A 20,225-nucleotide genomic window follows, 5' to 3' on the forward strand; every position below is an offset into this window, starting at 1 on the left:
GCCCGCATCCGGGTGATTCCCGGAGACACACCGAGCACGGACACACTTCCGCAGACACTCACCGCTTAACCTGCAGAAACAGGATCACACGGAGATCGATTCATACACCACGTCCGTGGACGTGACCGTCATCCACAGCCTGTGGGTAACTGCCTGTGGATGAAGCCCGCCCTGGTCGGGGCGGGCTTTCTGGCTGTGGATAACCTGCTGGATACCCGCTGGACACCCGCCGGGCGCCCGCCGGGCGCCCACGAGCCGCCAACGAGACGCCCACGAGGCGCCCACCGGACACCCCGCCGAGCACGCCGGGTCAGGCCGGGTTGGCCTCGCCCTCGATCTCGATCTTGACCTTCTTGCCCACCAGAACGCCACCGGTCTCCAGGGCCTGGTTCCAGGTCAGGCCGAACTCCTCGCGGTCGAACTCGGTGCTGATGGAGAAGCCCCAGAGCGCCTGGCCCCACGGGTTGGTGCCGGCGCCGCCGTACTCGACGGTGAGCTCGACCTCCTTGGTGACGTCCCGGATGGTGAGGTCGCCGACGACGGTGAACTCGTCGCCCGAGTGGCCGACCACGCGGGTGCTCTTGAAGGTGATCTGCGGGAACTTCTCCACGGACAGGAAGTCGTCGCTGCGCAGGTGGTTGTCGCGGTCGGCCATGCCGGTGGTGATGCTGTCGGTCTGGATCGTCACTTCGGCGGTGGACTCGAGCGGGTTCTCGGCGATCGTGACGGAACCGGCGAACGACCCGAAGTTGCCGCGGACCTTGCTCACCATCATGTGCTTGACCACGAACCCGATGCGGGTGTGTGCTGCGTCGAGGTTGTAGGTGCCGGCGGCGGGGATGGTCAGGGACTCCCAGGTACGCGTGGCGGTCATGGGGTTCTCCTCAGAAGTCGGAAGGTTGCTGTGCGGATGTTTGCGACAACAAATGTCTACCTGAGGAATATTCCGCGCGTCAACTATCGTCGGCTAGGGTATGAACGTGAAGTCCTTTGATGATCCCCGACTGACGGCCATGGGCCTGCTGTCGGAGGTCTATGCAGGTCTGTCGGCCAGGATGCAGCCGGTGTTCGCGGCTGCCGGGCTGTCAGAGATCGATTTCGAGACCCTGATCCGCCTGGCCCGTTCGCCGCGGCAGCAACTGCGCATGACGGATCTGGCGGCCCAGACCGAACTGTCCACCAGCGGCGTCACCAGAGTCGTCGACCGGCTCGAACGCGAGGGCCTGGTCGCCAGGCTCTCGTGTGCCACCGACCGCCGGGCGTCCTATGCCACGCTGACCGAGAAGGGCCGGGAACGACTGGAGAGCGTGCTGCCGGACCATCTGCGTGACATCGACGAATATTTCATGAACCTGCTCGATCCCGAGGAACTGGGAACGTTCCTGGCCACCCTGCGCAAGGTCCGTGACGTGGTCAGACCCTGCGCTACGGCCGGGGCGATTGAGCTGGAATCCCCAGCGCACCCCTGAGCTTGGCCATGGCACGTGACACCGTGCTCTTGACCGTCCCGACGCTGATGCCCAGGGTTCTGGCGATCTCCGGCTCGGTCATGTCCTCGTAGTACCGCAGGACGATCGCCGCACGCATCCGCTCGGGCAGCTCCGACAGCGCCTGTTCGAGCCGTTCGTGCACGTCGCCGCAGGCCACGGACTCCGTGATGGTCATCTCCGGCAGCTCGTCCGACGGGTACTCCTCCAGCTTGCGCCGCCGCCACTGCGAGATGTTGATGTTCACCATGGCCCGCCGCACGTAGCCGTCCAGCGCGCCGTGGTCCTCGATCCTGTCCCATGCCTGGTACGTCTTGGTCAACGCGTTCTGCAGCAGGTCCTCGGCGTCCAGCGGGTGCCCGGTGAGCTGTCTGGCGGCACGCAGCAGCGACGGCCCGCGCGCCACCACGTACTCGCGGAACTCCTCTTCCCAGCCTGCGGTCTGCATCGTGGCCAGAATCGCAGCCGGATGCCCTATTGGGGCTGAACCCGAATTCAGGTTTCGGCCCTCCGAGGACAAAGAAGAGTCAAGGTCGGTGGCAGTTTCTTCGACGCTGGGTGTCAGCTTCCTGCCCCGGGGATGCGTATTTTGCTCCCGTCCGGCCTGAGCGGCGTCGTCCGCCTCGAAGTCGTGTGAACCTAGTACGGCGACGAGGGAGGGCGCATGGGGTATCCGAGCGTCGAGCGCCGGCGGGTGCTCGCGGCCGCCGCGCTGGGCCGCGAATCCGGCGTTCCCGGCCCTGACCCGGACAACGGCGAACCTTTACGCGCCGTCGCCGGGGAGATCCTGGACATCAGCCCGCACCTGGCCATCATCGAGACCCCGGGCGGCACGGAAGAACGGCTCGTCATCGCGCCGTGGGCCACCGCCTGGCACGGCGGCGACGTTCCTCCCGCCGATCTGCCGCCAGGGACGATGGTCGTGATGCGCACCAGGCGCGAGGGCCGGGTGATCGAGAAGATCTGGGCCGACACCACGCGCATCACCGGCACGATCCTGTCCATCGAGGGACGTAAAGACCTGACCGTCGAACTCGACTGCGGGCCGCATCGCGGGCACCGCACGATCGTCATCCCGTATCGGGCCACCGGGCGGCTGCAGGTCCGCCACCCGCAGTTCGAGCCCGGCTACCTGTTCGACGCGATCGGGGTCAGGCGCGACGGCATCGGCCACGCGCTGCTGCCCGCCACCTCGCAGCCGGCCTACCCGGCGCGCGCCGTGCCCGCGCCGCCCCCCGCCTACGCCGGCCTGCAGGCGCGCATCTCCGGCACCGCCACCTGGTCGGACGTGTTCGACGAGGAGGAGCACGGCGCCGCCTACCCGATGGTGGAACGCTCGGACGCCGGCTGCCCCGACGCCGAGACCTCCTGCGTCGGCCTGCCCTACCTGGCCATCGGCTCGCTGCTCCAGGTCAGGAACCTGTGCGCGAATCGCTCGGCCAACGTGCCGATCGTGGCCTGCGGCTGCGTGGCCGGCCGCTTCTGCGACAGATGCGTCGAATGCGACACCTCCCCGCGCGGGCGGATCGCGGAACTGTCGCCGTACTCCTACGTCGAGCTCGGCGGCGACTTGACCAACGGGTGCTTCAACGCCCAGATCGGATTGGGGTGACGCGGGTGCTGGAATCGCAGCTACCGGTCCTGATCGTGCTGCTCCTCTTCGGGACGGCGGCCAAGGTCGTCACGGCGCGCACCGGCGGCGAGCCCGGCGCGCTGTCGCGGCTGGGCCCCGCGGTTCTGGTGCCTGGACGCATGCAGACCCCGGCGCTGCTCGTCTGCGCGTTCGGCGAACTCGTGCTGGCCTGCGGCCTGCTGTTCACCACCGCGCCGATCTTCCGGTGGGGGACGGTGTGCTTCTTCGCGCTGTCCACGTACGTGCTGCTGGAACTACGCAGACGACGGCCGGACGCCGGCTGCGGCTGCTTCGGCGAGGTCAGCTCGGCCCCCGTGGGCCTGAGATCCCTGGGCAGGACGGTGACCCTGACCGGCATGGCCCTGATGTCCGTCTGGTCACCCGTGCCCGGCTGGACGGCGATCACCCACCCCTCCTGGTACGCGCTCACCGGCGTGGCCCTGCTGGCCCTGCTCTCGCCGGAAATCGAGGAACTGGTCGACCGGATCCGCTACCGCGCCCCCTGCGAGCAGCGCCGCGGCCCGACCGAGGGGGTGACGCTGGCCAGGCTCAGGTCGAGCGGCACCTGGCGGGCACACGAGAGCGAGCTGATCTCCGCCGAGCCGTACGACAGCTGGCGGGAGCTGTGCTGGCGCTTCTTCGTCTTCCAGAACCGCGACCAGCACGACGTGGTCTTCGCGATCTACCTGAGCGGACGCCGCCCGGCGGTGCGGATGGCCGTGGTCAGCGGCGAGGACAGCGACTCTCTGCCGGAATATACGCCAGTATCGGCCTGACGCTAGACAGGCCTAGATTTCGCTCGACAGGCATGACGATTCAGCTCTATTGGGCTGTCTAGCTTCCCCACTAGACAGCCCAATAGAGGGCTAGGAGTGCCGACTAGATCGGTTGCGCACGCAGGAACCTCCCGAAATGCGGCACGGTGAACGCGATCAGGCCGCGTTCGGCGCTGTAGATGAGACCCTTCTTGATCAGGCTGTCGCGAGCCGGCGACAGACTGGACGGCTTGCGGCCGAGCGCCTCGGCCACCTCGGCGGTGGCCACCGGCTCGTCGCCGATCTGCGCCATGGCGTGCATGTAGTCGCGTTCGGCCGGGGTGGCGCGCTCGTAGCGGCTGCCGAAGAAGCCGACCGCCAGTTCCTCCTCGGCCTCGGGCGCGGAGACCTTGACGTCGTCGATGGTGATCGGGCTGCGCAACGCGAGATCCCAGGCCACCTTGCCGTACGCCTGCACGAAGTACGGATAGCCGTCGGCGGCCTCGTAGAGCGCGTCGAGCGCCTCCTGGGTGAACTCGACCTCTTCCTCCCTGGCGGGCAGGATCAGCGCGAGATCGGCCGCCTCACGGTCGAGCTTGTCGATGCGCGCGTAGCGGAAGAGCCGTTCGGAATAGCTCTTGCTGGCCGACAACACGCTGGGCAGGTGCGGCAGCCCGGCCCCGACCACGATCAGCGGCCCGCCCGACTGCGACAGCTCGTGGCAGGCGGCGCAGAGCGCCGAGACGTCGGCGGCCGGCACGTCCTGCATCTCGTCGATGAACAGCGCGATGCCCACGCCGAGGTCGGTGGCCACGCCCGCGGCGTCGACGAACAGCTCGGTGAGGTCGATCTCCAGATCGCCGGAGTCGGCCCGGCCACGGGAGGCGGGCACCTCGATGCCCGGCGACCAGTGCGAGGTGCCCTTGGCCGCACCGGGGTCGCGCATGGCGAACGCCTTGAGCACGCCCAGGAACTCCTCGATGCGCTCGGGCGCGCGATGGCGCGGCGCGAGCTCGCGGATCGCCATGTGCAGCGCGGCCGCCACCGGACGCCTGATCGACTGGTCGGGCCGGGCCTCGATCTTGCCCGTGCCCCACAGCCGCTGCATGGCCATGGACTTGAACGTGTTGAGCAGCACCGTCTTGCCGACGCCGCGCAGGCCGGTGACGACCATGCTGCGCTCGGGACGGCCGCGGGCCACGCGTTCGAGCACGACCTCGAACTGCTGCAGCTCACGATCACGGCCGGCGAGCTCGGGCGGACGCTGCCCGGCTCCGGGGGCGTAGGGATTGCGCACAGGGTCCACGCTCTCGGACTTTATTGCCGGATATAGCGGCCGTCTTAGATTTGGGAAGAAAGTGCTACGGCGTGTCCGGGCAGGGGCGTCCGCGAGCACGGTCATCGGACACACCCCCTCTCACCAGGCCGAACCCATGTTCGATTCGATACCCAGAACTGTAGCGCGGACTCGAACACCTATGCGATGGTTTCGAGTAAAGATCTTCGCAACAGAACGAGCCGGCCATGCGTCTCGGTGATGTGGAGTTCGAGGATTTCGTCCGGACGCGCGGCCCGGCGCTGCTCAGATACGGCTACGTGCTGACCGGCAACCCCGACGACGCGGCGGATCTCGTCCAGGAGGCGCTGCTCCGGCTGAGCGACAGCTGGCGCCGGGTGCGCAACAAGGACAATCCCGAGTCGTACGTCCGCACGATCATGGCCCGCCAGCACGTGAGCTGGTGGCGCAAACGGCGCAGGGAACACGTGACCGCCGAGCCGCCCGAAGGCTCCTACCTGGACGATCCGGCGTCCGACGGGCTCTGGGACGACCTGGCCGCACTGCCCCGCCGACTGCGGGTGGTGCTGGTGCTGCGGTACTACGAGGACCTGTCCGACCAGGAGATCGGCGACATTCTCGGCATCAGCCGGGCGACCGTGCGCAGCCGGGTGTTCCGGGCGCTCTCCGTACTCAGGGTCGACCCTTCCGTACTCGAGAGGAAGCAGGCATGAGGACAGAAGAGGACCTGGCCGGCGTGCTGCGCCAGGCGGCGCGGCGCGCGCCGGACAGCGACCTGCTCGCCGGGGTGCGCGCCCGTCGGCGCCGGCGGGCCGGACGGCGGGCCCAGGCGGCGGCCGCGCTGGCCGTGGTCGTGGTGGCGGGCACGGTGGCCGTTCGTGGCCTGTTCCTCGACGTCCCCGACGCGTCCGGCGTTCGCGGGGGCGACGTCGGGGGCGCGCGGCCGCCCGTGATCGCCACCCCCGCCACGACCGGCAGGGTCGATGTCGAGCTGGCGAAACCGGTGCGGGAGGCCTGGCCGGAGGCGACGTTCACGATGTCGGCCAGGGCCGCGGACGGCGGGCTCCGCCGGCCCATCACCGCGCTCAACGCCAGAGAACTGCTGGTCCACGTGGGCGCCACCACCGGGACCGGCTCGGGGACCACCGCTGGGGCCACCGCCGGGACCGACTCCGGGACCGACTCCGGGACCGACTCCGGGACCGGCGCTGGGACCGACGCTGAGGCTCGGCTGGAGGTCTACGATCTGGGCGCGAAGACGTCCAGGCCGGTGGCGCGGATGCCGGCGGGCACCGCACGGCTGCCCACGTTCACTGTGAACGGCGAGCGGATCGCCTGGCACGTCGCGCCGACGCAGGAGATCCGCGAAGTGTGGACGGTGCCGCTGACCGGCGGCGAGCCCCGGCTGCTCGCCAGGTTCGCCGGCACGCACCTGGGCATGGACACGATCGCCGTCACCGGCGAGCACGTCGTCTGGTCCGAGCGGGGCGGCGGCGGGCTGTGGCGGGTGCCGCTGACGGGCGGGCCGGTCGAGCAGGTGCCCGGCGCCGACGGCCTGAGCCTGATCGCCTGGCCGTGGGCGGGCGACGCCCCCGCCGACCGCGACGCCAACCAGACCAGACTGGTCAACCTCGAGACCGGCGAGACCCGCAGGCTCGTGATGCCGCCCGACACGAGAGGCCTGCGCTGCGGCCCCCGGTGGTGCTCGGCGCGGCACGGCGCCAGCGGCTTCGTCCAGCGCCCCGACGGGAGCGGCTACACCGAGTTCTGGCGGATCGGCTTCGGTTCGCTGCCGTTTCCGTACCTGGTCGGCGACCGGTTCCTGAACCTGCTGTCCCTGGTGTACGACACCGCGAACGGCGCCCTGGTCCGCGTCGACCTCCGGACGGGCAAAACGCTCGGCGCCGGAGCCACGTCCGAGCCCAGCAAGGTGCTGTACTGGGAGACCGACCGGCGCGACGAGTACCAGGTGCTGAACTTGGCAGCCGTCCCACCGGCCCAATAGCGTTCGCACCATGCGGACCTTCGCGAATGTACAGGAACTCAAGGCGGCCGTCGGCGAGACGTTCGGCCCCTCCGAGTGGCGGACGATCACTCAGGAGCGGATCGACCTCTTCGCCGACGCCACCGACGACCACCAGTGGATCCATGTGGACGTGGAACGGGCCAAGGAAGGCCCGTTCGGCGGCACCATCGCGCACGGCTACCTGAGCCTGTCGCTGCTGCCGTCCTTCATGTTCGAGCTGGTCAACGTCGAAGGCATCGCGATGGGCGTGAACTTCGGCCTGAACAAGGTCCGCTTCCCCAGGCCGGTGCCGGTCGGCGCGCGCGTCAGGGCGACCGGCGAGCTGACCGACGTCAAGGGCACCCCGGCCGGATATCTGTCCAACCTGAAGATGACGATCGAGATCGAGGGAGAAAAGCGGCCGGCCTGCGTGGCGGAGACGCTGAGCCTGTACGTTCCGGCCGAATAGGCTTTTCCCGCTTCTCGTGCAACAGAAGCACCCGCTCGACCATCCCTGGGTTCGTGGACCAAGCGGCTGATTTCGACGAGCTCGTCCCGACTCGGGGTGATGCGCTCCTCCGGTACGGCCACGTCCTGTCCGGCAACTCGGAGGACGCGGCCGACCTCGCGCGGGAGGCACCGGGTCGTCTCCGCAACGCCGGGTCTCCGCGACGCCGGCTCGTCTGGACGACGCCTGGCCTCGCGTGCGCACGGTACGGCCACGTCCGGTCCGGCAACTCGGAGGACGCGGCCGACCTCGTGCGGGAGGCACCGGCTCGTCTCCTCGACGCCGGGTCTCCGCGACGCCGGCTCGTCTGGGCGACGCCTGGCCTCGCGGGCGCACGGTACGGCCACGTCCTGCCCGGCAACTCGGAGAACGCGGCCGACCTCGTGCAGGAGGCACTGGCTCGTCTGGCGACGTCTGACATCGCGTGCGCAAGCAGCGCGATCCCGAGGATGCGTGCGCACGACCATGGTCAGGCCGCACATATCCGCCTGACGGCGGCGACGCAGGGAGGACCTGGTCGCCGCCGTCTCCGACCACGGCCACCTCGACAGGTACGGCAACGCCGACCTCTGCACCCGCCCCGTCCTCGACCCTCCCTACACCCCCTCCGAGTAGTAATCGGAGTAGTAGATCGCAGCCTGCACCCGGCTCTTCAACCCCAGCTTGTTCAGCAACCGGCTGACATGCGTCTTCGTCGTCGCCTCCGCCATGTCCAGCTCCCGCGCGATCTCCGCGTTCGACAACCCACGCCCGATGCAGGCCAGCACCTCACGCTCCCGAGGCGTCAGCCCCTCCCCCTCGGCCAGTTCCCGCCGAGGCCGGACCTGCTCGGCGAACGCCGCGATCAGCCGCCGCGTGACCCCCGGCGAGATCAGCCCGTCCCCCCTGGCCACCAGCCGGACCGCCTCCACCAGGGCATCGGCGTCGGTGTTCTTCAACAGGAAGCCAGCCGCCCCGGCCCGCAACGCCCCGAAGACGTACTCGTCCACGTCGAACGTGGTCAGGATCAGCACGTCCGCCACCCCGGCCAGGGCCCTGGTGGCGGAGATGCCGTCGAGGCGGGGCATGCGCACGTCCATCAACACCACGTCAGGACGCAACTCCCGGGCCATGACGATCGCCTGCTCCCCGTCGGCGGCCTCTCCCACGACCTCCATGTCGTCCGCGCCGTCGAGGATCAGCACGATCCCCGCCCTGACCGCCGCGTGATCGTCGGCGACCAGCACTCTGATGGTCATCCCGCCTCCGCCCAGGTCTCACAAACCGTCATCCCGCCCGCTCACCTTCCCTGGCCCCGAACCACCCGCACCCAAAGCGCCCACACCAGCACCGCAAGCACTACGGGCACCACCACCAGCAGTGCCGGTACCTCCAGCACTGCCGGCACCAGGAGCACGGTCAGCACCCGAACCATCGAACCGACCTAAGCGATCACGCCCCCCACGCTCCCCCTCGGGTGACCCATCCGGCCGCTCCAGCCCCTCCGCCGCCTTACGCTCAGCCATCTGGCGTGCCGCCTCGCTCGACGTCGGCAACGTCGCCGTGACCCGCCAGCCGTCCTCCACCGGACCGGCCGCGAACGTGCCCCCCACCAGCCCGGCCCGTTCCCGCATCCCGATCAGCCCCACGCCGGAACCGGGCAGCCTCGCAGCACGTACCCCGACCGGGTTGTCGACGGTCACGGTCACCCGCCCGGACTCGTACACAACGGACACCCGCGCAGGCCGACCGCCATGCTGCTGCTGACCGCCGTGCTTGAGCGCGTTGGTCAGCGCCTCCTGCAGAATCCGGTAGCCGGCCAGGTCGACCGACGCGGGCAGCTCGCGCGGCTCACCGTGAATCCGCAGCTCGGTCGGCATGCCCGCGCGTCTCGATCGCTCGATCAGGCTCTCCGCGTCGGCCACCCGCGGCCTGGTGGCCTCCGCCTCGTCGCCCTCCTGCCGCAGCAACCCGATCATGCTGCGCATCTCGGCCAGCCCTTTGACGCTGTTCTCCCGTACGGACTCCATGATCTTCCGTACGGTCGCCGGATCCAGATCCTTGCGCGACAGCGCGGCCGTGGACTGGATGGCGATGGCGCTGAAGTGATTCGCGATCATGTCGTGCAGCTCGCGGGCCATGCGGGTGCGTTCGCTGGCGATGGCCGCCTGTCTGTCGAGCTCGGCCAGATGGGCCACTTGCTCGGCCCGGATCCGCTCCGCGGCCGCCTTGTCGCGGTGCTCGCGCAGCACCAGAGCCGTGGTCACCGGTGTCACCAGCACCAGCGCCACCTGCACACCCGCCAGGACCAGCGTGCGCCAGTCGCTCAGGATCCAGCCGATGGCACCGGCCGTCACGGCCAGCGTCGAGCTGATCGCCAGCAGCCAGCGAGCGAACCGCGCGGGCCCGTACAGCGCCGCCGCGTAGATGTTGTCGGTGAAGATCAGAATGGTGCCCAGCGACGGCCCCACGAACCCGTCCACCGTGACGGCCACCACCCCCAGCCCCAGCGAGAGCAGCGGCGCACGGTAACGCACCAGTATCCCGGTGCACGCGATCGCCACCGGGATCACCAGCAACCACGTGGGCGCGTCGCGCTCGAGATGGGCGCCGCCTGCGATCAGCAGCAGCCCCATCACGAAGGCCAGCAAGGCCCACAACACCACGCGCTTCATGGATCCCATCCCACCACCCCCCGCGACCGAACTCCTCCTCCGCGGGTCCGCCTGTGGATACACCCTTCGATGTATCCACAACCTCGTTTCCCCCGACGAGGTACACGCCCGACGGAGCCAGAACACTGGAAGGGTGATTGTCGCCATCCTCATCGCCTGCGAGATCGGCTTCTGGATCCTGCTCGCCCTCGGCCTCGCCAGCCGCTACCTCTGGAAGCGTCGCGGGCTCAGCACCGTCCTGCTGCTCAGCGTCCCCCTCCTGGACGTGATCCTGCTGGCGGCCGCGGTCATCGACATCCGCGCCGGCGCGACGGCCGACTTCAGGCACGGTCTCGCCGCCGCCTACCTCGGCTACTCCGTCGTCTTCGGCCACAGCACCATCCGCTGGGCCGACGCCAAGTTCCAGCATCGCTTCGCCGGCGGCCCGCCTCCGTGGAAGCCCCCGCACGGCGGCCCGGCCCGCATCCGCCACGAGTGGACCTTCTGGCTCCGCCTGCTCCTCGCGTACGCCATCACCTGCGCCCTGCTACTCACCCTGACCTGGCTCATCAACGACCCACCCCGCACCCAGGCCCTGATCGACTTCATGGTCGGAGCGGTCAAGATCCCCTTGATCGCCCTGCTCTGGCCGGTCAGCCACACCCTCTGGCCCCGCACGCCGGAGCCCGTGAGGACATGATTCAGCAATCCGGTTCGAGGCACTGCTCAGAACCCGCTATGCTTGCTTACGCAGCGAGCGGCCGTAGCTCAATGGATAGAGCATCTGACTACGGATCAGAAGGTTAGGGGTTCGAGTCCTCTCGGCCGCGCACAGCAGAAAGGCCCTCCGGGATCATCCTGGAGGGCCTTTTTCGTGGGCGCACAGCAGCGCCGTACAGCGACGTCTACGGATTAGCGTTCTGATCCCGTAGGGAATCGCCGACCGCGTCTGGCCCTGCTCAGGTAGTAGATACGGTCGGGTCGCGGGTGATGGTGCGAGACGGTGTTGCTGTACGCGACTGCCGTACGCCACTTCACTGGACGCGACCCGCTTCACCGGGTGAGCTTCACGGCGAATACAGGGAAGGTGTGCTCGACCTGCTCGTCCGGACCGGCGTCCTCCTCGGCGGCGACCTCCCGCAGATCAGTCCACGGCACCACACCCGGCAGTGCGTCCGCGGTCATCAGTGCGAGCACAGGTGCGGGACTGTCCGCAGGCCGAAACCTGCCCCCGAATGGCAGATCGCTCGGCTCGACAGAGGCCGCCGAACACCGTAGCTGGCCGGTCTGCTCGTCGTACCAGGCATAGAACGTCACGGGCCCGGCGACATCGGCGAACCGCGCACGGAGCCGCTCGCCGACCACGATGAGAGCCTGCTCCACGAGTTCCGCGTCAAAGTCCTCCGGGGCGAAGCCGAACGCCATCAGATTGCCCCGAGCCTCCACGTTCACATTTTCCCGGTCGAGAATCAGTTCCTCGTCCACGAAGGACAGCACAAGCCGCGCGACACTTTCCGACACTCACCATCTCCGATCACCGACATGATCTCCGCACCACGGCGACTCTTTCATGCTCCGGACCACCGGAGCCCTCCACCAGATCAAGGCGATGCGTACGGCTGCTTACCCGCCAGCCGACCCCCGCTCCCCCGTGCACGCTGCACCGGCCAGTTGCCGAGCCCTCGCATCACTTCTCGCTGATTCCGGCACTCCCACGGAACGGCGACGGAACACGAGCAGATCTTGGACGCTGCTGCGCAGCGGTGAAACCAAGTTGGGCAACATCATGGCCGGCCAGTGCAAGATCCAGCAGGATAGCATCAGCGTGTCCCGTCTACCTCGTGCCAAGGACGTCGATGCCCCGCCTGCTCGAACGCATCCTCGACAGGATCACGATCCGGGCCTTCAGCTTCATGGTCATGGACCTCGATGGAGCCAACGGGCAGCCAGAAGGCGCCGAGGACCTCTGGGATCTCGCGAACCGGGCGAGCATGACCGACTGGTTCCTCACCACCGCGAACGTTGCCATCATCACCAGCCAAGCGGACTCCTGGCACACCGTCGACGTGACCCTGGAACTCTGGGACGGCCGGCCACTCGCCGACGACGCTCAATGGGCCCGAACCGAGACGGCACAGATCTACTCCAGTTCGGGCAAGCTCCAAGTCGTGGGCACCGAAGGCCATTCCTCCGGCAACGTCCTGGACTTGCGCGGTCGAGCATGCCACTGGTCCGTAAGCGCCGGCGTCCGCCCCGGCTCCAGTGCCCGCTATCACGAAGAACGTCCACCTGAAGGGCTGGAGACGTACCGAGTGCAGTTCTGGCCCGCAGATCTCTGACCTTCTGTTTACAAGGCAGGTCTCGGGGCTCGGGATCCGGGTGTAGATGCAGACCTGTGGGTGGCGCAGGATGCGCATCGCCACGCGCGGGTGGACATCGAGCGAGGCACCAGTGTGCCGGGGGCCGTCACCCGGATGCGCGACATCGGCTCGTCGACAATAGCTGAGGCCGTGACGGAGCATATGACTGCGATCACTGGGAGCTGGGTGCGACTCCGCACTGGTAGGTCGACTGTTCCAGCAGTTCCGGCGTCACCTTGACCCCGGTCAGGTACTCGGCCATCGCCAAGAACGACTCACTGCTGTGTGCGGCGTCGAATTCGACATGCCGCGCGATCTCGGCGAATTCCTCTTCCCATTTGGTGAAGGAGTCGATGTCGGAAAAGCTTGGCTCCAAGGCCAGGCGCTCCTGACCGTCTTCCATCCAGAGGAAGTCTTCCTGCCCGTTGACATTGAGGTAATGGGAGACCAACCGGGTTCCTGCCGACAATCGTCCGGCCATGCCGGGTTGAACGCCCATGAAGCCGTTGGGTTCTACGATGAACGCCCAGTCATCGACGGGTACGATCCCGAAGAAGTGGCTGTATCCGGAGCGGGGTCTGCCGAGGTCGGAAACCCCTGCCCCGATCAGCTCTTTGAGTCCCATGGGTGGAAGGCTTTCTGCCCCGGTCCGGGTCAGGACCTGCTCGGGTGTCAGCCCGCGAACGAGGGTGAAGCAGTATGCCTCTCGAAGATCGGTGTACTCGTCGTAGATGAATCGGCCGAAGGTGAACCAGGCGTAGTCAGCGGCAGTCGCGATCACGCCGACATGTTGCCAGCCGAGAATGACAAAAAGGCGACACGGGTGGATGCGTCGAGTGCGAGCGCTGGATTATTCGGCGGCTTCAGTGGCAGAGCTGCATCGGCCTCCTGCCAGGTTCTGGCGGCCGGGCCAGGAGAAGACGCTTTCACAGAAGTGGGTGCCTTGGGCGTCTCCGAAGAAGATGCGTACGGTCACCTGGGAGGAGCCGGAGCCGAGGCAGTTCCAGCCGGACAGGTTGTAGTAGTCGCCGTAATCGACGAGGTGGCCGCGACCGCAGTCGTAGCGTCCATCGGCGGAGCGTCCGTCGGCGTGCGCTGGTGCTGCCGGCGTGAGGAGTGCCAGCAGCGCTGCGCCGACGATGGTGGCGAGGCGTTGGATGGTCATGCCCCGGCGGTATAAGCGGCCGGGGAGTGGTCCCCGATGCGGGTCAGCACCGCTGCCGACGTGTTTCGCACGAGGAGGAAGACCCGTCTGGTGTCCGGCCATCTGTCTTCAGCCCTGGATCTGGAAGCAGTCGGTCGCCCACAACGAGCGGGTCGCAGCGTTGGTGATCTCCGCGGTGCGGCAGAAGTGGTAGGCCTGCGAGGCGAAGATCGTCACGTCGGTGCTGCCTGATCCGCGACACCCGTAGGCGGACAAGTCGTAGTTCAGCGCGAGGGGCGGGAACGTCTGGCCGCCCAGCAGGCATACGTAGTCGTAGGTTCGCGCGTGTGTCGGCGCCGCGAGAGTGCTGGCCGCGAGCAGCGCGGAGCCGACCAACGCGGCGAAGCGGTTGAGAGGGGACATGCCCTCAACGTAGGAGCGCGGGACAGGCCGGCCTAGTCGCAGTTGTCACCGGGAGACGTGCGTTCCTCACGGACGGAGGCAGCCGCCCTGGCCGGATCCGGTCAGGGCGGGGCAGGGGTGAACCCGCTGTGATTCCCAGGCGTCTCCTATGTCTCCCCCACCGCTGGAGGTGCCTGTGCGCCATTCCGTGCACGACGAATCCGGGACACAGCGGGCGCGCCGCGGCCGCAGCCGGGATCGGAGCGTCGCGATCGCCGCCGTACTCGTTGCTGTGATGGCCACGCTGGTGGCGGTGGTCCTGGCCGTCGTGCTCCTCACTCGACCCTCGACGAGCACATCGGCGAGCACATCGGCGACGTCTCCCGCCGCAACGCCACCGGCCACCGCCTCGGCCATTACGCAGACGAAGAAGCCCGAGCAGCCGCGTACCGCCGCGGCCGCTCGCCGGGCCGCGGCCAAGGCCTTCGATGCCTACGCGGCCGGTGACTACGGCGAGTTCTGGGACGGCTGGACGAGGCAGGCCCAGCGAGTGGTGACTCGCAAGGACTACGTTCGCCGGTTCAAGCTGTGCCCGTCGGTCGCGACAGGGATCCGCTGGCAGATCCAGAAGGTCACGCTGACAGGCGAACGGGCCACCGTACGCGCGGCGCGGGCGATTCTGGTGGAGAACTACACCCTGGTCCACCAGGGCGGCCGGTGGCGGTTCCAGCCGCAGGCCGAGTCGTTGCAGCCGTACCGCACGATGACGATCGAACAGATCGTCCGCCAGGAGCGGGCGGAGGGTGGCTGTGGTTGAGCGGTCGAAGTCGGCGTCCGTTACCCCTCCCGTCTACCCGTCCTGAGCCCGTCCTGAGCCTGGCGATTGATGCGATCATGCGTGGCGGAACGGACGCACGATCGGCTGAGGAGTTCGGTGAAGCACTGGTTATGGCGGGTGGCGGTGGCGGGCGTCGTGGCGCTCTCGGGAATCACGGCCGGGACCGCCCACGCGGCCCCCGCCGATCCCGCGTCCCCCGAGGTCGGCATGCTCGATGAGCCGGAGATCGCGGTCTTCCTCTGTGTGCCCGGTCTGCCCGGGTGCGGCAAGCGGTACGCCACGGCCGGGCAGCGGCGGGACGTCGAGGCGCGGCTGAAGGCCATCCCGGAGGTGACCGGGGTGCGGTTCGTGAGCCGAGCCGCGGCCTATGCGAGCTTCCGCAAGGAGTACGCCGGGCGGACGGTGCTGGCGAAGGTACGCGCGAAGGACATGCCGGACTCGTTCCGGATGCGGGTGTCCGGAATCGCCGACCGGGACAAGATCGTGGCCGCTGCGCGCCGGGGGCCGGGCGTGGGGGTCGTCATCGATCAGGTGGAGGTCCGCGTCGCCGAGGTGGCGCGGGCTCAGGATGCTGATCTGGTTGTGTTCCTGTGTCGCAGGGACGATCTCTCGAAGGCGTGTCACCGCGGCCGGGGCAGGGCGAACAAGTCGGCGGTCACGGCCGGGGAGCGCAAGGCGATCGCGGCGGCCGTCGAGCGGACGTCCGGGCTCGAATCGTACGAGTACCTGGACCAGGCGGCGGCGTACCGGAGGTTCGTCGAGGCGTACCCGGACGACGAGGATCTGCTCTCGGTCATCAAGGTGTCGGACATGCCCGAGTCGTACCGGCTGTGGCTGCGGACGGAGGCCGACAGGGACGCCGCGCGCAAGCGGCTGGCGCGGCTGCCCGGCGTGAGCGAGGTGTACGACTCGCGGTGCACGTGGCGTGAGGCGAAACTGTTCTGGGAGTACGGGCTGTGGGAGTACTGGCAGGGGACGAAGAACTGCGTGTCGACGCGGTGAACCCGGAGTGACGGTCCGCCCGTCATGAGAGCGGGGAACGGGGTCATCGGCCGAGGAGGTCTCGTCGTGCGGCGGTTGCCAACGCGTCTGGCTCTGGTGCTGGTGGTGCTTTTGGCCGGATGTATACCCGCACTCGGCGAGGGCGCGAAGGACACGTTCGAGAGCCGGGCCAGGGAGGTGGCCGCGCGCTGGGCGGGTTCGGCCGACGACCACGCCTGGCGTGACGGGTTCGTCGTGCTCGGGGCGCTGAATCCGTACGGGTGGGCCCACGTCCGTTCGGTCCCGGCTTGGGCGAACCTGAGCGCGCACCACGGCGTCTGGCGGCTGGCCACCGCGCTGCCCTCGACCGCCCCGCCGGACGCCGAGGTGCGCTGGCCGGACGGCCGGGTCTCGCGGCTGCCGCTCATCTCCGCGGCGCGGGCGTACCGGGAGTTCCACGAACCGGCCGACCCCATCGAGGAGGAGTGCCCGGCCGGAGGATGCCGTCCGCTCAGGGTGACCGGCGCGCGGCTGGGCCGGGTTCCCGTGCCGACCAGCCGCGGCACGGTCCAGGTGCCGGCCTGGATGTTCACCGTGGCCGGGGTCGAGCAGAAGAAGGTGCACGTGGCGGTCGACCCATCGGCCGTCAGCCCCCTGCCGGAGCGGATCGCGGAGGGACAAGAAGAGGTGATGGCGTTCGATCTCGTCGCGGGCAGGCCGCGCGAGCTGCGCCTCCGCTACGGCTACGGCGCCTGCGACACCGTGCACGGCGCCCGCGCCTACGAGACGGACCAGGTGGTGGTCGTCGACGTGGACGTGCGAACCATCCACCCCGGCGGGCCGTGCCCCGCGATACTCAAGTCGGCCACGACCACCGTCGCGCTCGCGCGGCCGCTGGGCGGGCGCGTGCTGCTCGATTCGGGTACGGGGGTGCCGGTGTTGCGGCGGTCAGGTATCGAATGAGCCGTCCCACGGGTGGTAGAAGCCGATCTGGTTCGGGTGGAACTCGGCGTGTTCCTCGCCTTCGAAGGTCTCGATGACCAGGCCGAACAGGACTCCGTCGAAGGTGTGCTGAAAGGGGCGGACGGCGATGTCGTCGTAGCGCAGGCCGGGAAGGTCGTCGAGCCAGCCGTTCAGCCGCTCCCGCCCGGCGTTGACGGCCGCCCAGTGCGCGTCGTCGGCCCCGGTGTGCTCGACGCGGGTGGCGAGATGGTGGCCGGCGTCGTCGAAGGTGTGCAGGACGGCGTACCAGCGTTTGTGCGCCTGCCAGTCGTCGGTGCGGGTGTATCCCTCGCGGAAGGCGGCGATGACGGAGCCGAAGAACTGCCCGCCGTCCCAGTGGCCGATCGTGCCGGTGTGGTAGTCGGGCTCATGCATGATGGGGATGATCTCGGGAACCGCCATGCGCCGGAGGCTACCCGGCGCCTACGACATCGTACGGACGGCTCACGTGTTGCCTTCGTCCTCCGGGATCGGCTCGTTCTCGGCGCGGATGTACTCCAGCAGCGTCTTCTCGTCGATGACCTCGTCCGCCGGCGGCGCCGTGATGACCAGGCGGAAGCCCCAGTCGCGGTAGCGCGTGTCGCTCCGCTTGACCAGCGGGTCCGTGCCGCCTCCCGCCGTGTCGGCGGTGTACAGGCGGGTGAGCAGGCCGTCGCGGCCGGTCCAGAGGCGCCAGGACACCGTCCCCTTGCTCTTCGCGGTGATCGGCCGGCCGGAGGTCCAGGCGACCAGGGGGCCCTTGGTGAGCTTGCGCAGGTCCCGGTAGCTCATCGCGCCCCGGTACAGGCGTCCTCCGGGTACGGCGGTGGCCGTGGAACGCTTGAGCACGGCCCGCAGCATGGCCGGGTCGTAGACGTCGATCGGCTGCAGGCTGACGTCCTGGGCCATGTCACGGTTGGCGAGCCCCCGGTGGTGGTTCGGGAACTTGATCCACTTCTTGCCCTCGGGTACCGGGCCCGGGTGCTGGTCGCTGTCGTCGTAGACGTCCTTGCCGACCCTGATCACCCGGTACGACGGCGGCCGGCGCAGGTCACGCCAGGTGAAGTCGGCGGCCACGGGACCCGACGGGGCGAGTTGGAGCTTGCCGCTGATCCGCGTCCCGCTGCCGGAGACCGTGGACTGCCCGCCGTAGTAGAAGCGGGTGGTCTCGGAGACGCGGACGCCGCGCTCGTGCCTGAGCTGCCGGCCGACCGCCCGCACCGGATCGGAACCGCCGCTCTGCACGAGGACCGAGCCGCCGCTCTGCGCAACGACCGGGCCGCCGGCCTGCACGAGGACCGGGCGCGCGAGGGCGGGGACGGCGGCGGCCGGCGTGGACGCCACCAGCGCGGCGGCCGCAGCCAGCGGGATCCATCGCCTCATCCGGGTTCCATCCTCGTCACGGCTCTCGGGTGTGCTGCGATCGTAGGACGCGGCACACCGCTCGCGCCATCCAGGGCTGGACACGTCTCGGGCGTTTCTGTCACCATCGAGACATGATCGTTGGAAAGGACCGCATCACCTTCATCCGGTGAGCGCGCTCGTGCAGCGGGAAGCTGCGACAATCCGCGAAGAATGGCTGGGGCACGCGTTGTCGACGCGTCCGGCCGACCGTCCGGCCGCAGAGGCCGCCATTACCCGGCTCTACCGACTCGTCGGGCTCGCGCCGCCGCGTTTCCACTGGGTCTCCTCGCCGCTCGTGGCGCTGGAGACCATGCCCGCCGGGGTGCGGGCCGGGGCGTCCGAGCGCGTCGATCGGGTGGGCGAGTGGCCCGTGGTGCGGGCGCTCGTCGCCGAACGCACCAGGCTGTGCCTGGAGCTGGAGACCCGGGTCGGCGCGACTCGGCACGGGTTCGGGAACATCGTCCAGCATCTGGTGGGCATCGCGCTCACCCGGTCCGAGCGCGCCGTGTTCCAGGTGCCGCTGCGGCTCGCGCACGGGGCGGACTACCGGCACGCCAGCCCCTGGTACGACGCCCTGTCCCCGTCCTGGATCGCCCGCTACGACGCGCTGCGCCGGGCGGCCGGGGTGCCGTTCGCCCAGGACGAGGTCCGGCGGCTCGGCCTGTGGGCGGACGCGGCCCGCGCGTGCGGGTGGTGGTGGCCCAGGCAGGACGTCTGCGTCGTCGCCGAACGCCCGGTCGAGCTGCGTACCGAGGCCGCGGACGACGACGTCGGCGTACGGCTGCACTGTCCGGACGGTCCCGCCGTCCGGTACGCCGACGGCTGGGACGTCCACGCCTGGCACGGCACCCGGGTGCCCGCCTGGGTCATCACCGGCCCCGACGACGTCTCGCGGATAGAGCGCGAGACGAACGTCGAGGTCAGGCGGTGCGCCATCGAGCGCATCGGCTGGGCGACCTACATCGATCGGGCCGGGCTGCGCCTGGTGTCGACCGCCCGCGACCCCGGCAATCCCGGCTCCGAGCTGCGTCTTTACGACCTGCGCGGCCAGACCAGGGTGCTGCTCGCGGTCAACGGCTCGGTCGAGCGCGACGGACGCCGCCGCCGCTACGGCCTGACCGTGCCCGGCTACTTCGACGACCCGGTCGCGGCGGCCGGCTGGACGTACGGGCTGACCGGCGAGGAGTACTCCCGCCTGGCCCGCAGAACCTGATCCCTCCCCAACCCAAGGTGATCTTCATGACCGTGACTCTCGCGTCCCTGTCCCTGCGGACCGGCCTGGCCGTGCTCGACCACCTCGAGCAGTCCGCCCGAATCCCCGTGGTCGACGGGCTCCAGGCCCAGGGCGACCTCATCGTCATCCCGTTGTCCGTCGTCGATCAGGTCGTCAAGCCAAGCCGGGGCGCCACCTGGACGGACGTGCCGCCGGAAGGCGTCGAGCTGCTGCGCGGCGCGGCCGGCGGCAATCCGCACACGCTGGTCGCCGACCCCGGCACCTGCCGCTGGACGACCTCGGTGCTGGACCACACCGACCTGGCGATCGGCATCTTCAACGCCACGGCGGTCGTCTACCTGCTGCATCCCGAGCACGGCGGGTCCGGCTGCGCGCCGGGCCGCTACGTCGTCCGACGCCAGCGCGAACGCGAAGGCCAGCGGGCACGCCTGGTCGCCGACTGACAGTGATGATGTAGATGAGCGCTTCCCGACAGGGTCTGACCCAGCGACTGACTGACCTCGAGGTCCTCAACGGGATCTGTCGGCCCTGGCCGGGAAGCGCTCGTGTGCACTCACCGGACG

At 69.2% G+C, this 20,225-nt stretch carries 24 protein-coding genes and 1 tRNA gene; 14 read left to right on the plus strand and 11 right to left on the minus strand.

From position 1 onward, the window contains the following. Nucleotides 1-310: 310 nt before the first annotated feature. Entirely contained in the window at nt 311-874 is a 564-nt protein-coding gene (locus HII36_RS42625) for a YceI family protein (protein ID WP_173529047.1), read from the minus strand. A 100-nt stretch (nt 875-974) separates the two neighbouring features. Here HII36_RS42625 and HII36_RS42630 point away from each other — a divergent pair, with 100 nt between their 5' ends. Continuing rightward, nucleotides 975-1,469 (plus strand): MarR family winged helix-turn-helix transcriptional regulator, encoded by a 495-nt coding sequence (locus HII36_RS42630; RefSeq protein WP_173529048.1) that lies wholly within the window; start codon nt 975-977, stop codon nt 1,467-1,469. Here the strand turns inward: HII36_RS42630 and HII36_RS42635 are convergent. After that, the gene (locus HII36_RS42635; RefSeq protein WP_173529049.1) at nt 1,426-1,935 is read right to left on the minus strand and encodes a SigE family RNA polymerase sigma factor; all 510 of its coding nucleotides are present in this window, start codon (nt 1,933-1,935) and stop codon (nt 1,426-1,428) included. The genes HII36_RS42630 and HII36_RS42635 overlap by 44 nt on opposite strands. Nucleotides 1,936-2,151: 216 nt before the next feature. On the opposite strand from HII36_RS42635, the gene HII36_RS42640 reads away from it, so the two are divergent. Next, complete coding sequence (locus tag HII36_RS42640) at nt 2,152-3,099, plus strand: hypothetical protein (protein ID WP_173529050.1); 948 nt, start codon at nt 2,152-2,154, stop codon at nt 3,097-3,099. A gap of 5 nt (nt 3,100-3,104) precedes the next feature. After that, entirely contained in the window at nt 3,105-3,896 is a 792-nt protein-coding gene (locus HII36_RS42645; RefSeq protein WP_328808144.1) for a MauE/DoxX family redox-associated membrane protein, read from the plus strand. Nucleotides 3,897-3,999: 103 nt separating this feature from the next. Here HII36_RS42645 and HII36_RS42650 read toward each other — a convergent pair whose 3' ends face one another. Beyond that, entirely contained in the window at nt 4,000-5,172 is a 1,173-nt protein-coding gene (locus HII36_RS42650) for an AAA family ATPase (protein WP_456238031.1), read from the minus strand. 227 nt (nt 5,173-5,399) lie between these two features. Between HII36_RS42650 and HII36_RS42655 the strand changes: the two genes are divergently transcribed. The 3 genes from HII36_RS42655 to HII36_RS42665 are packed head-to-tail and all read left to right on the plus strand — an operon-like array spanning nt 5,400 to nt 7,646. Further along, a complete protein-coding gene (locus tag HII36_RS42655) occupies nt 5,400-5,885 on the plus strand; it encodes a SigE family RNA polymerase sigma factor (protein WP_173529053.1) in 486 nt (161 codons plus the stop codon). After that, on the plus strand, nt 5,882-7,177 hold the full coding sequence (locus HII36_RS42660; protein ID WP_173529054.1) for a hypothetical protein: 1,296 nt from the start codon (nt 5,882-5,884) through the stop codon (nt 7,175-7,177). The genes HII36_RS42655 and HII36_RS42660 overlap by 4 nt, the downstream gene beginning before the upstream one ends. A 10-nt stretch (nt 7,178-7,187) precedes the next feature. Further along, on the plus strand, nt 7,188-7,646 hold the full coding sequence (locus HII36_RS42665) for a MaoC family dehydratase (protein ID WP_173529055.1): 459 nt from the start codon (nt 7,188-7,190) through the stop codon (nt 7,644-7,646). Between the two features lie 635 nt (nt 7,647-8,281). Here the strand turns inward: HII36_RS42665 and HII36_RS42670 are convergent. Continuing rightward, a complete protein-coding gene (locus tag HII36_RS42670; RefSeq protein WP_173529056.1) occupies nt 8,282-8,923 on the minus strand; it encodes a response regulator in 642 nt (213 codons plus the stop codon). A gap of 18 nt (nt 8,924-8,941) precedes the next feature. After that, nucleotides 8,942-10,339 carry a sensor histidine kinase gene (locus HII36_RS42675; RefSeq protein WP_236004492.1) on the minus strand — a complete coding sequence of 466 codons (1,398 nt, stop codon included), beginning with the start codon at nt 10,337-10,339 and terminating at the stop codon, nt 8,942-8,944. A 133-nt stretch (nt 10,340-10,472) separates the two neighbouring features. Between HII36_RS42675 and HII36_RS42680 the strand changes: the two genes are divergently transcribed. After that, nucleotides 10,473-11,018, plus strand: a complete 546-nt coding sequence (locus HII36_RS42680) for a hypothetical protein (RefSeq protein ID WP_173529057.1) — start codon at nt 10,473-10,475, stop codon at nt 11,016-11,018. 57 nt (nt 11,019-11,075) lie between these two features. Continuing rightward, a tRNA-Arg gene (locus HII36_RS42685) sits at nt 11,076-11,148 on the plus strand. 223 nt (nt 11,149-11,371) lie between these two features. On the opposite strand, the gene HII36_RS42690 is transcribed toward HII36_RS42685, so the two are convergent. Further along, nucleotides 11,372-11,803 (minus strand): hypothetical protein, encoded by a 432-nt coding sequence (locus HII36_RS42690; RefSeq protein WP_173529058.1) that lies wholly within the window; start codon nt 11,801-11,803, stop codon nt 11,372-11,374. Between the two features lie 371 nt (nt 11,804-12,174). Here HII36_RS42690 and HII36_RS42695 point away from each other — a divergent pair, with 371 nt between their 5' ends. After that, nucleotides 12,175-12,657, plus strand: a complete 483-nt coding sequence (locus HII36_RS42695) for a hypothetical protein (protein ID WP_173529059.1) — start codon at nt 12,175-12,177, stop codon at nt 12,655-12,657. A 193-nt stretch (nt 12,658-12,850) separates the two neighbouring features. On the opposite strand, the gene HII36_RS42700 is transcribed toward HII36_RS42695, so the two are convergent. From HII36_RS42700 to HII36_RS42710, 3 genes are all read right to left on the minus strand, one after another. Further along, nucleotides 12,851-13,459 carry a DUF6461 domain-containing protein gene (locus HII36_RS42700; protein ID WP_173529060.1) on the minus strand — a complete coding sequence of 203 codons (609 nt, stop codon included), beginning with the start codon at nt 13,457-13,459 and terminating at the stop codon, nt 12,851-12,853. Between the two features lie 69 nt (nt 13,460-13,528). Further along, the gene (locus tag HII36_RS42705) at nt 13,529-13,843 is read right to left on the minus strand and encodes a hypothetical protein (protein WP_173529061.1); all 315 of its coding nucleotides are present in this window, start codon (nt 13,841-13,843) and stop codon (nt 13,529-13,531) included. A gap of 108 nt (nt 13,844-13,951) precedes the next feature. Then, nucleotides 13,952-14,245 (minus strand): hypothetical protein, encoded by a 294-nt coding sequence (locus tag HII36_RS42710; protein ID WP_173529062.1) that lies wholly within the window; start codon nt 14,243-14,245, stop codon nt 13,952-13,954. 274 nt (nt 14,246-14,519) lie between these two features. Here HII36_RS42710 and HII36_RS42715 point away from each other — a divergent pair, with 274 nt between their 5' ends. From HII36_RS42715 to HII36_RS42725, 3 genes are all read left to right on the plus strand, one after another. Continuing rightward, nucleotides 14,520-15,041 carry a hypothetical protein gene (locus HII36_RS42715; protein WP_173529063.1) on the plus strand — a complete coding sequence of 174 codons (522 nt, stop codon included), beginning with the start codon at nt 14,520-14,522 and terminating at the stop codon, nt 15,039-15,041. Nucleotides 15,042-15,158: 117 nt separating this feature from the next. Continuing rightward, complete coding sequence (locus HII36_RS42720; RefSeq protein ID WP_173529064.1) at nt 15,159-16,064, plus strand: permease-like cell division protein FtsX; 906 nt, start codon at nt 15,159-15,161, stop codon at nt 16,062-16,064. A gap of 66 nt (nt 16,065-16,130) precedes the next feature. Further along, entirely contained in the window at nt 16,131-17,006 is an 876-nt protein-coding gene (locus tag HII36_RS42725; RefSeq protein ID WP_173529065.1) for a hypothetical protein, read from the plus strand. Here the strand turns inward: HII36_RS42725 and HII36_RS42730 are convergent. Together HII36_RS42730 and HII36_RS42735 are read right to left on the minus strand one after the other, a co-directional pair. Then, complete coding sequence (locus HII36_RS42730) at nt 16,992-17,447, minus strand: hypothetical protein (protein ID WP_173529066.1); 456 nt, start codon at nt 17,445-17,447, stop codon at nt 16,992-16,994. The genes HII36_RS42725 and HII36_RS42730 overlap by 15 nt on opposite strands. 42 nt (nt 17,448-17,489) lie before the next feature. After that, complete coding sequence (locus HII36_RS42735; protein ID WP_173529067.1) at nt 17,490-18,407, minus strand: hypothetical protein; 918 nt, start codon at nt 18,405-18,407, stop codon at nt 17,490-17,492. Nucleotides 18,408-18,555: 148 nt separating this feature from the next. On the opposite strand from HII36_RS42735, the gene HII36_RS42740 reads away from it, so the two are divergent. Both HII36_RS42740 and HII36_RS42745 read left to right on the plus strand, forming a co-directional pair. Continuing rightward, nucleotides 18,556-19,641, plus strand: coding sequence for a DUF6745 domain-containing protein (locus HII36_RS42740; RefSeq protein ID WP_173529068.1), 1,086 nt, complete (start codon nt 18,556-18,558; stop codon nt 19,639-19,641). A gap of 26 nt (nt 19,642-19,667) precedes the next feature. After that, on the plus strand, nt 19,668-20,105 hold the full coding sequence (locus tag HII36_RS42745; RefSeq protein ID WP_173529069.1) for a hypothetical protein: 438 nt from the start codon (nt 19,668-19,670) through the stop codon (nt 20,103-20,105). Nucleotides 20,106-20,225: the final 120 nt, after the last annotated feature.

This window comes from Nonomuraea antri, from assembly GCF_013283785.1.
Taxonomy (GTDB): domain Bacteria; phylum Actinomycetota; class Actinomycetes; order Streptosporangiales; family Streptosporangiaceae; genus Nonomuraea; species Nonomuraea antri.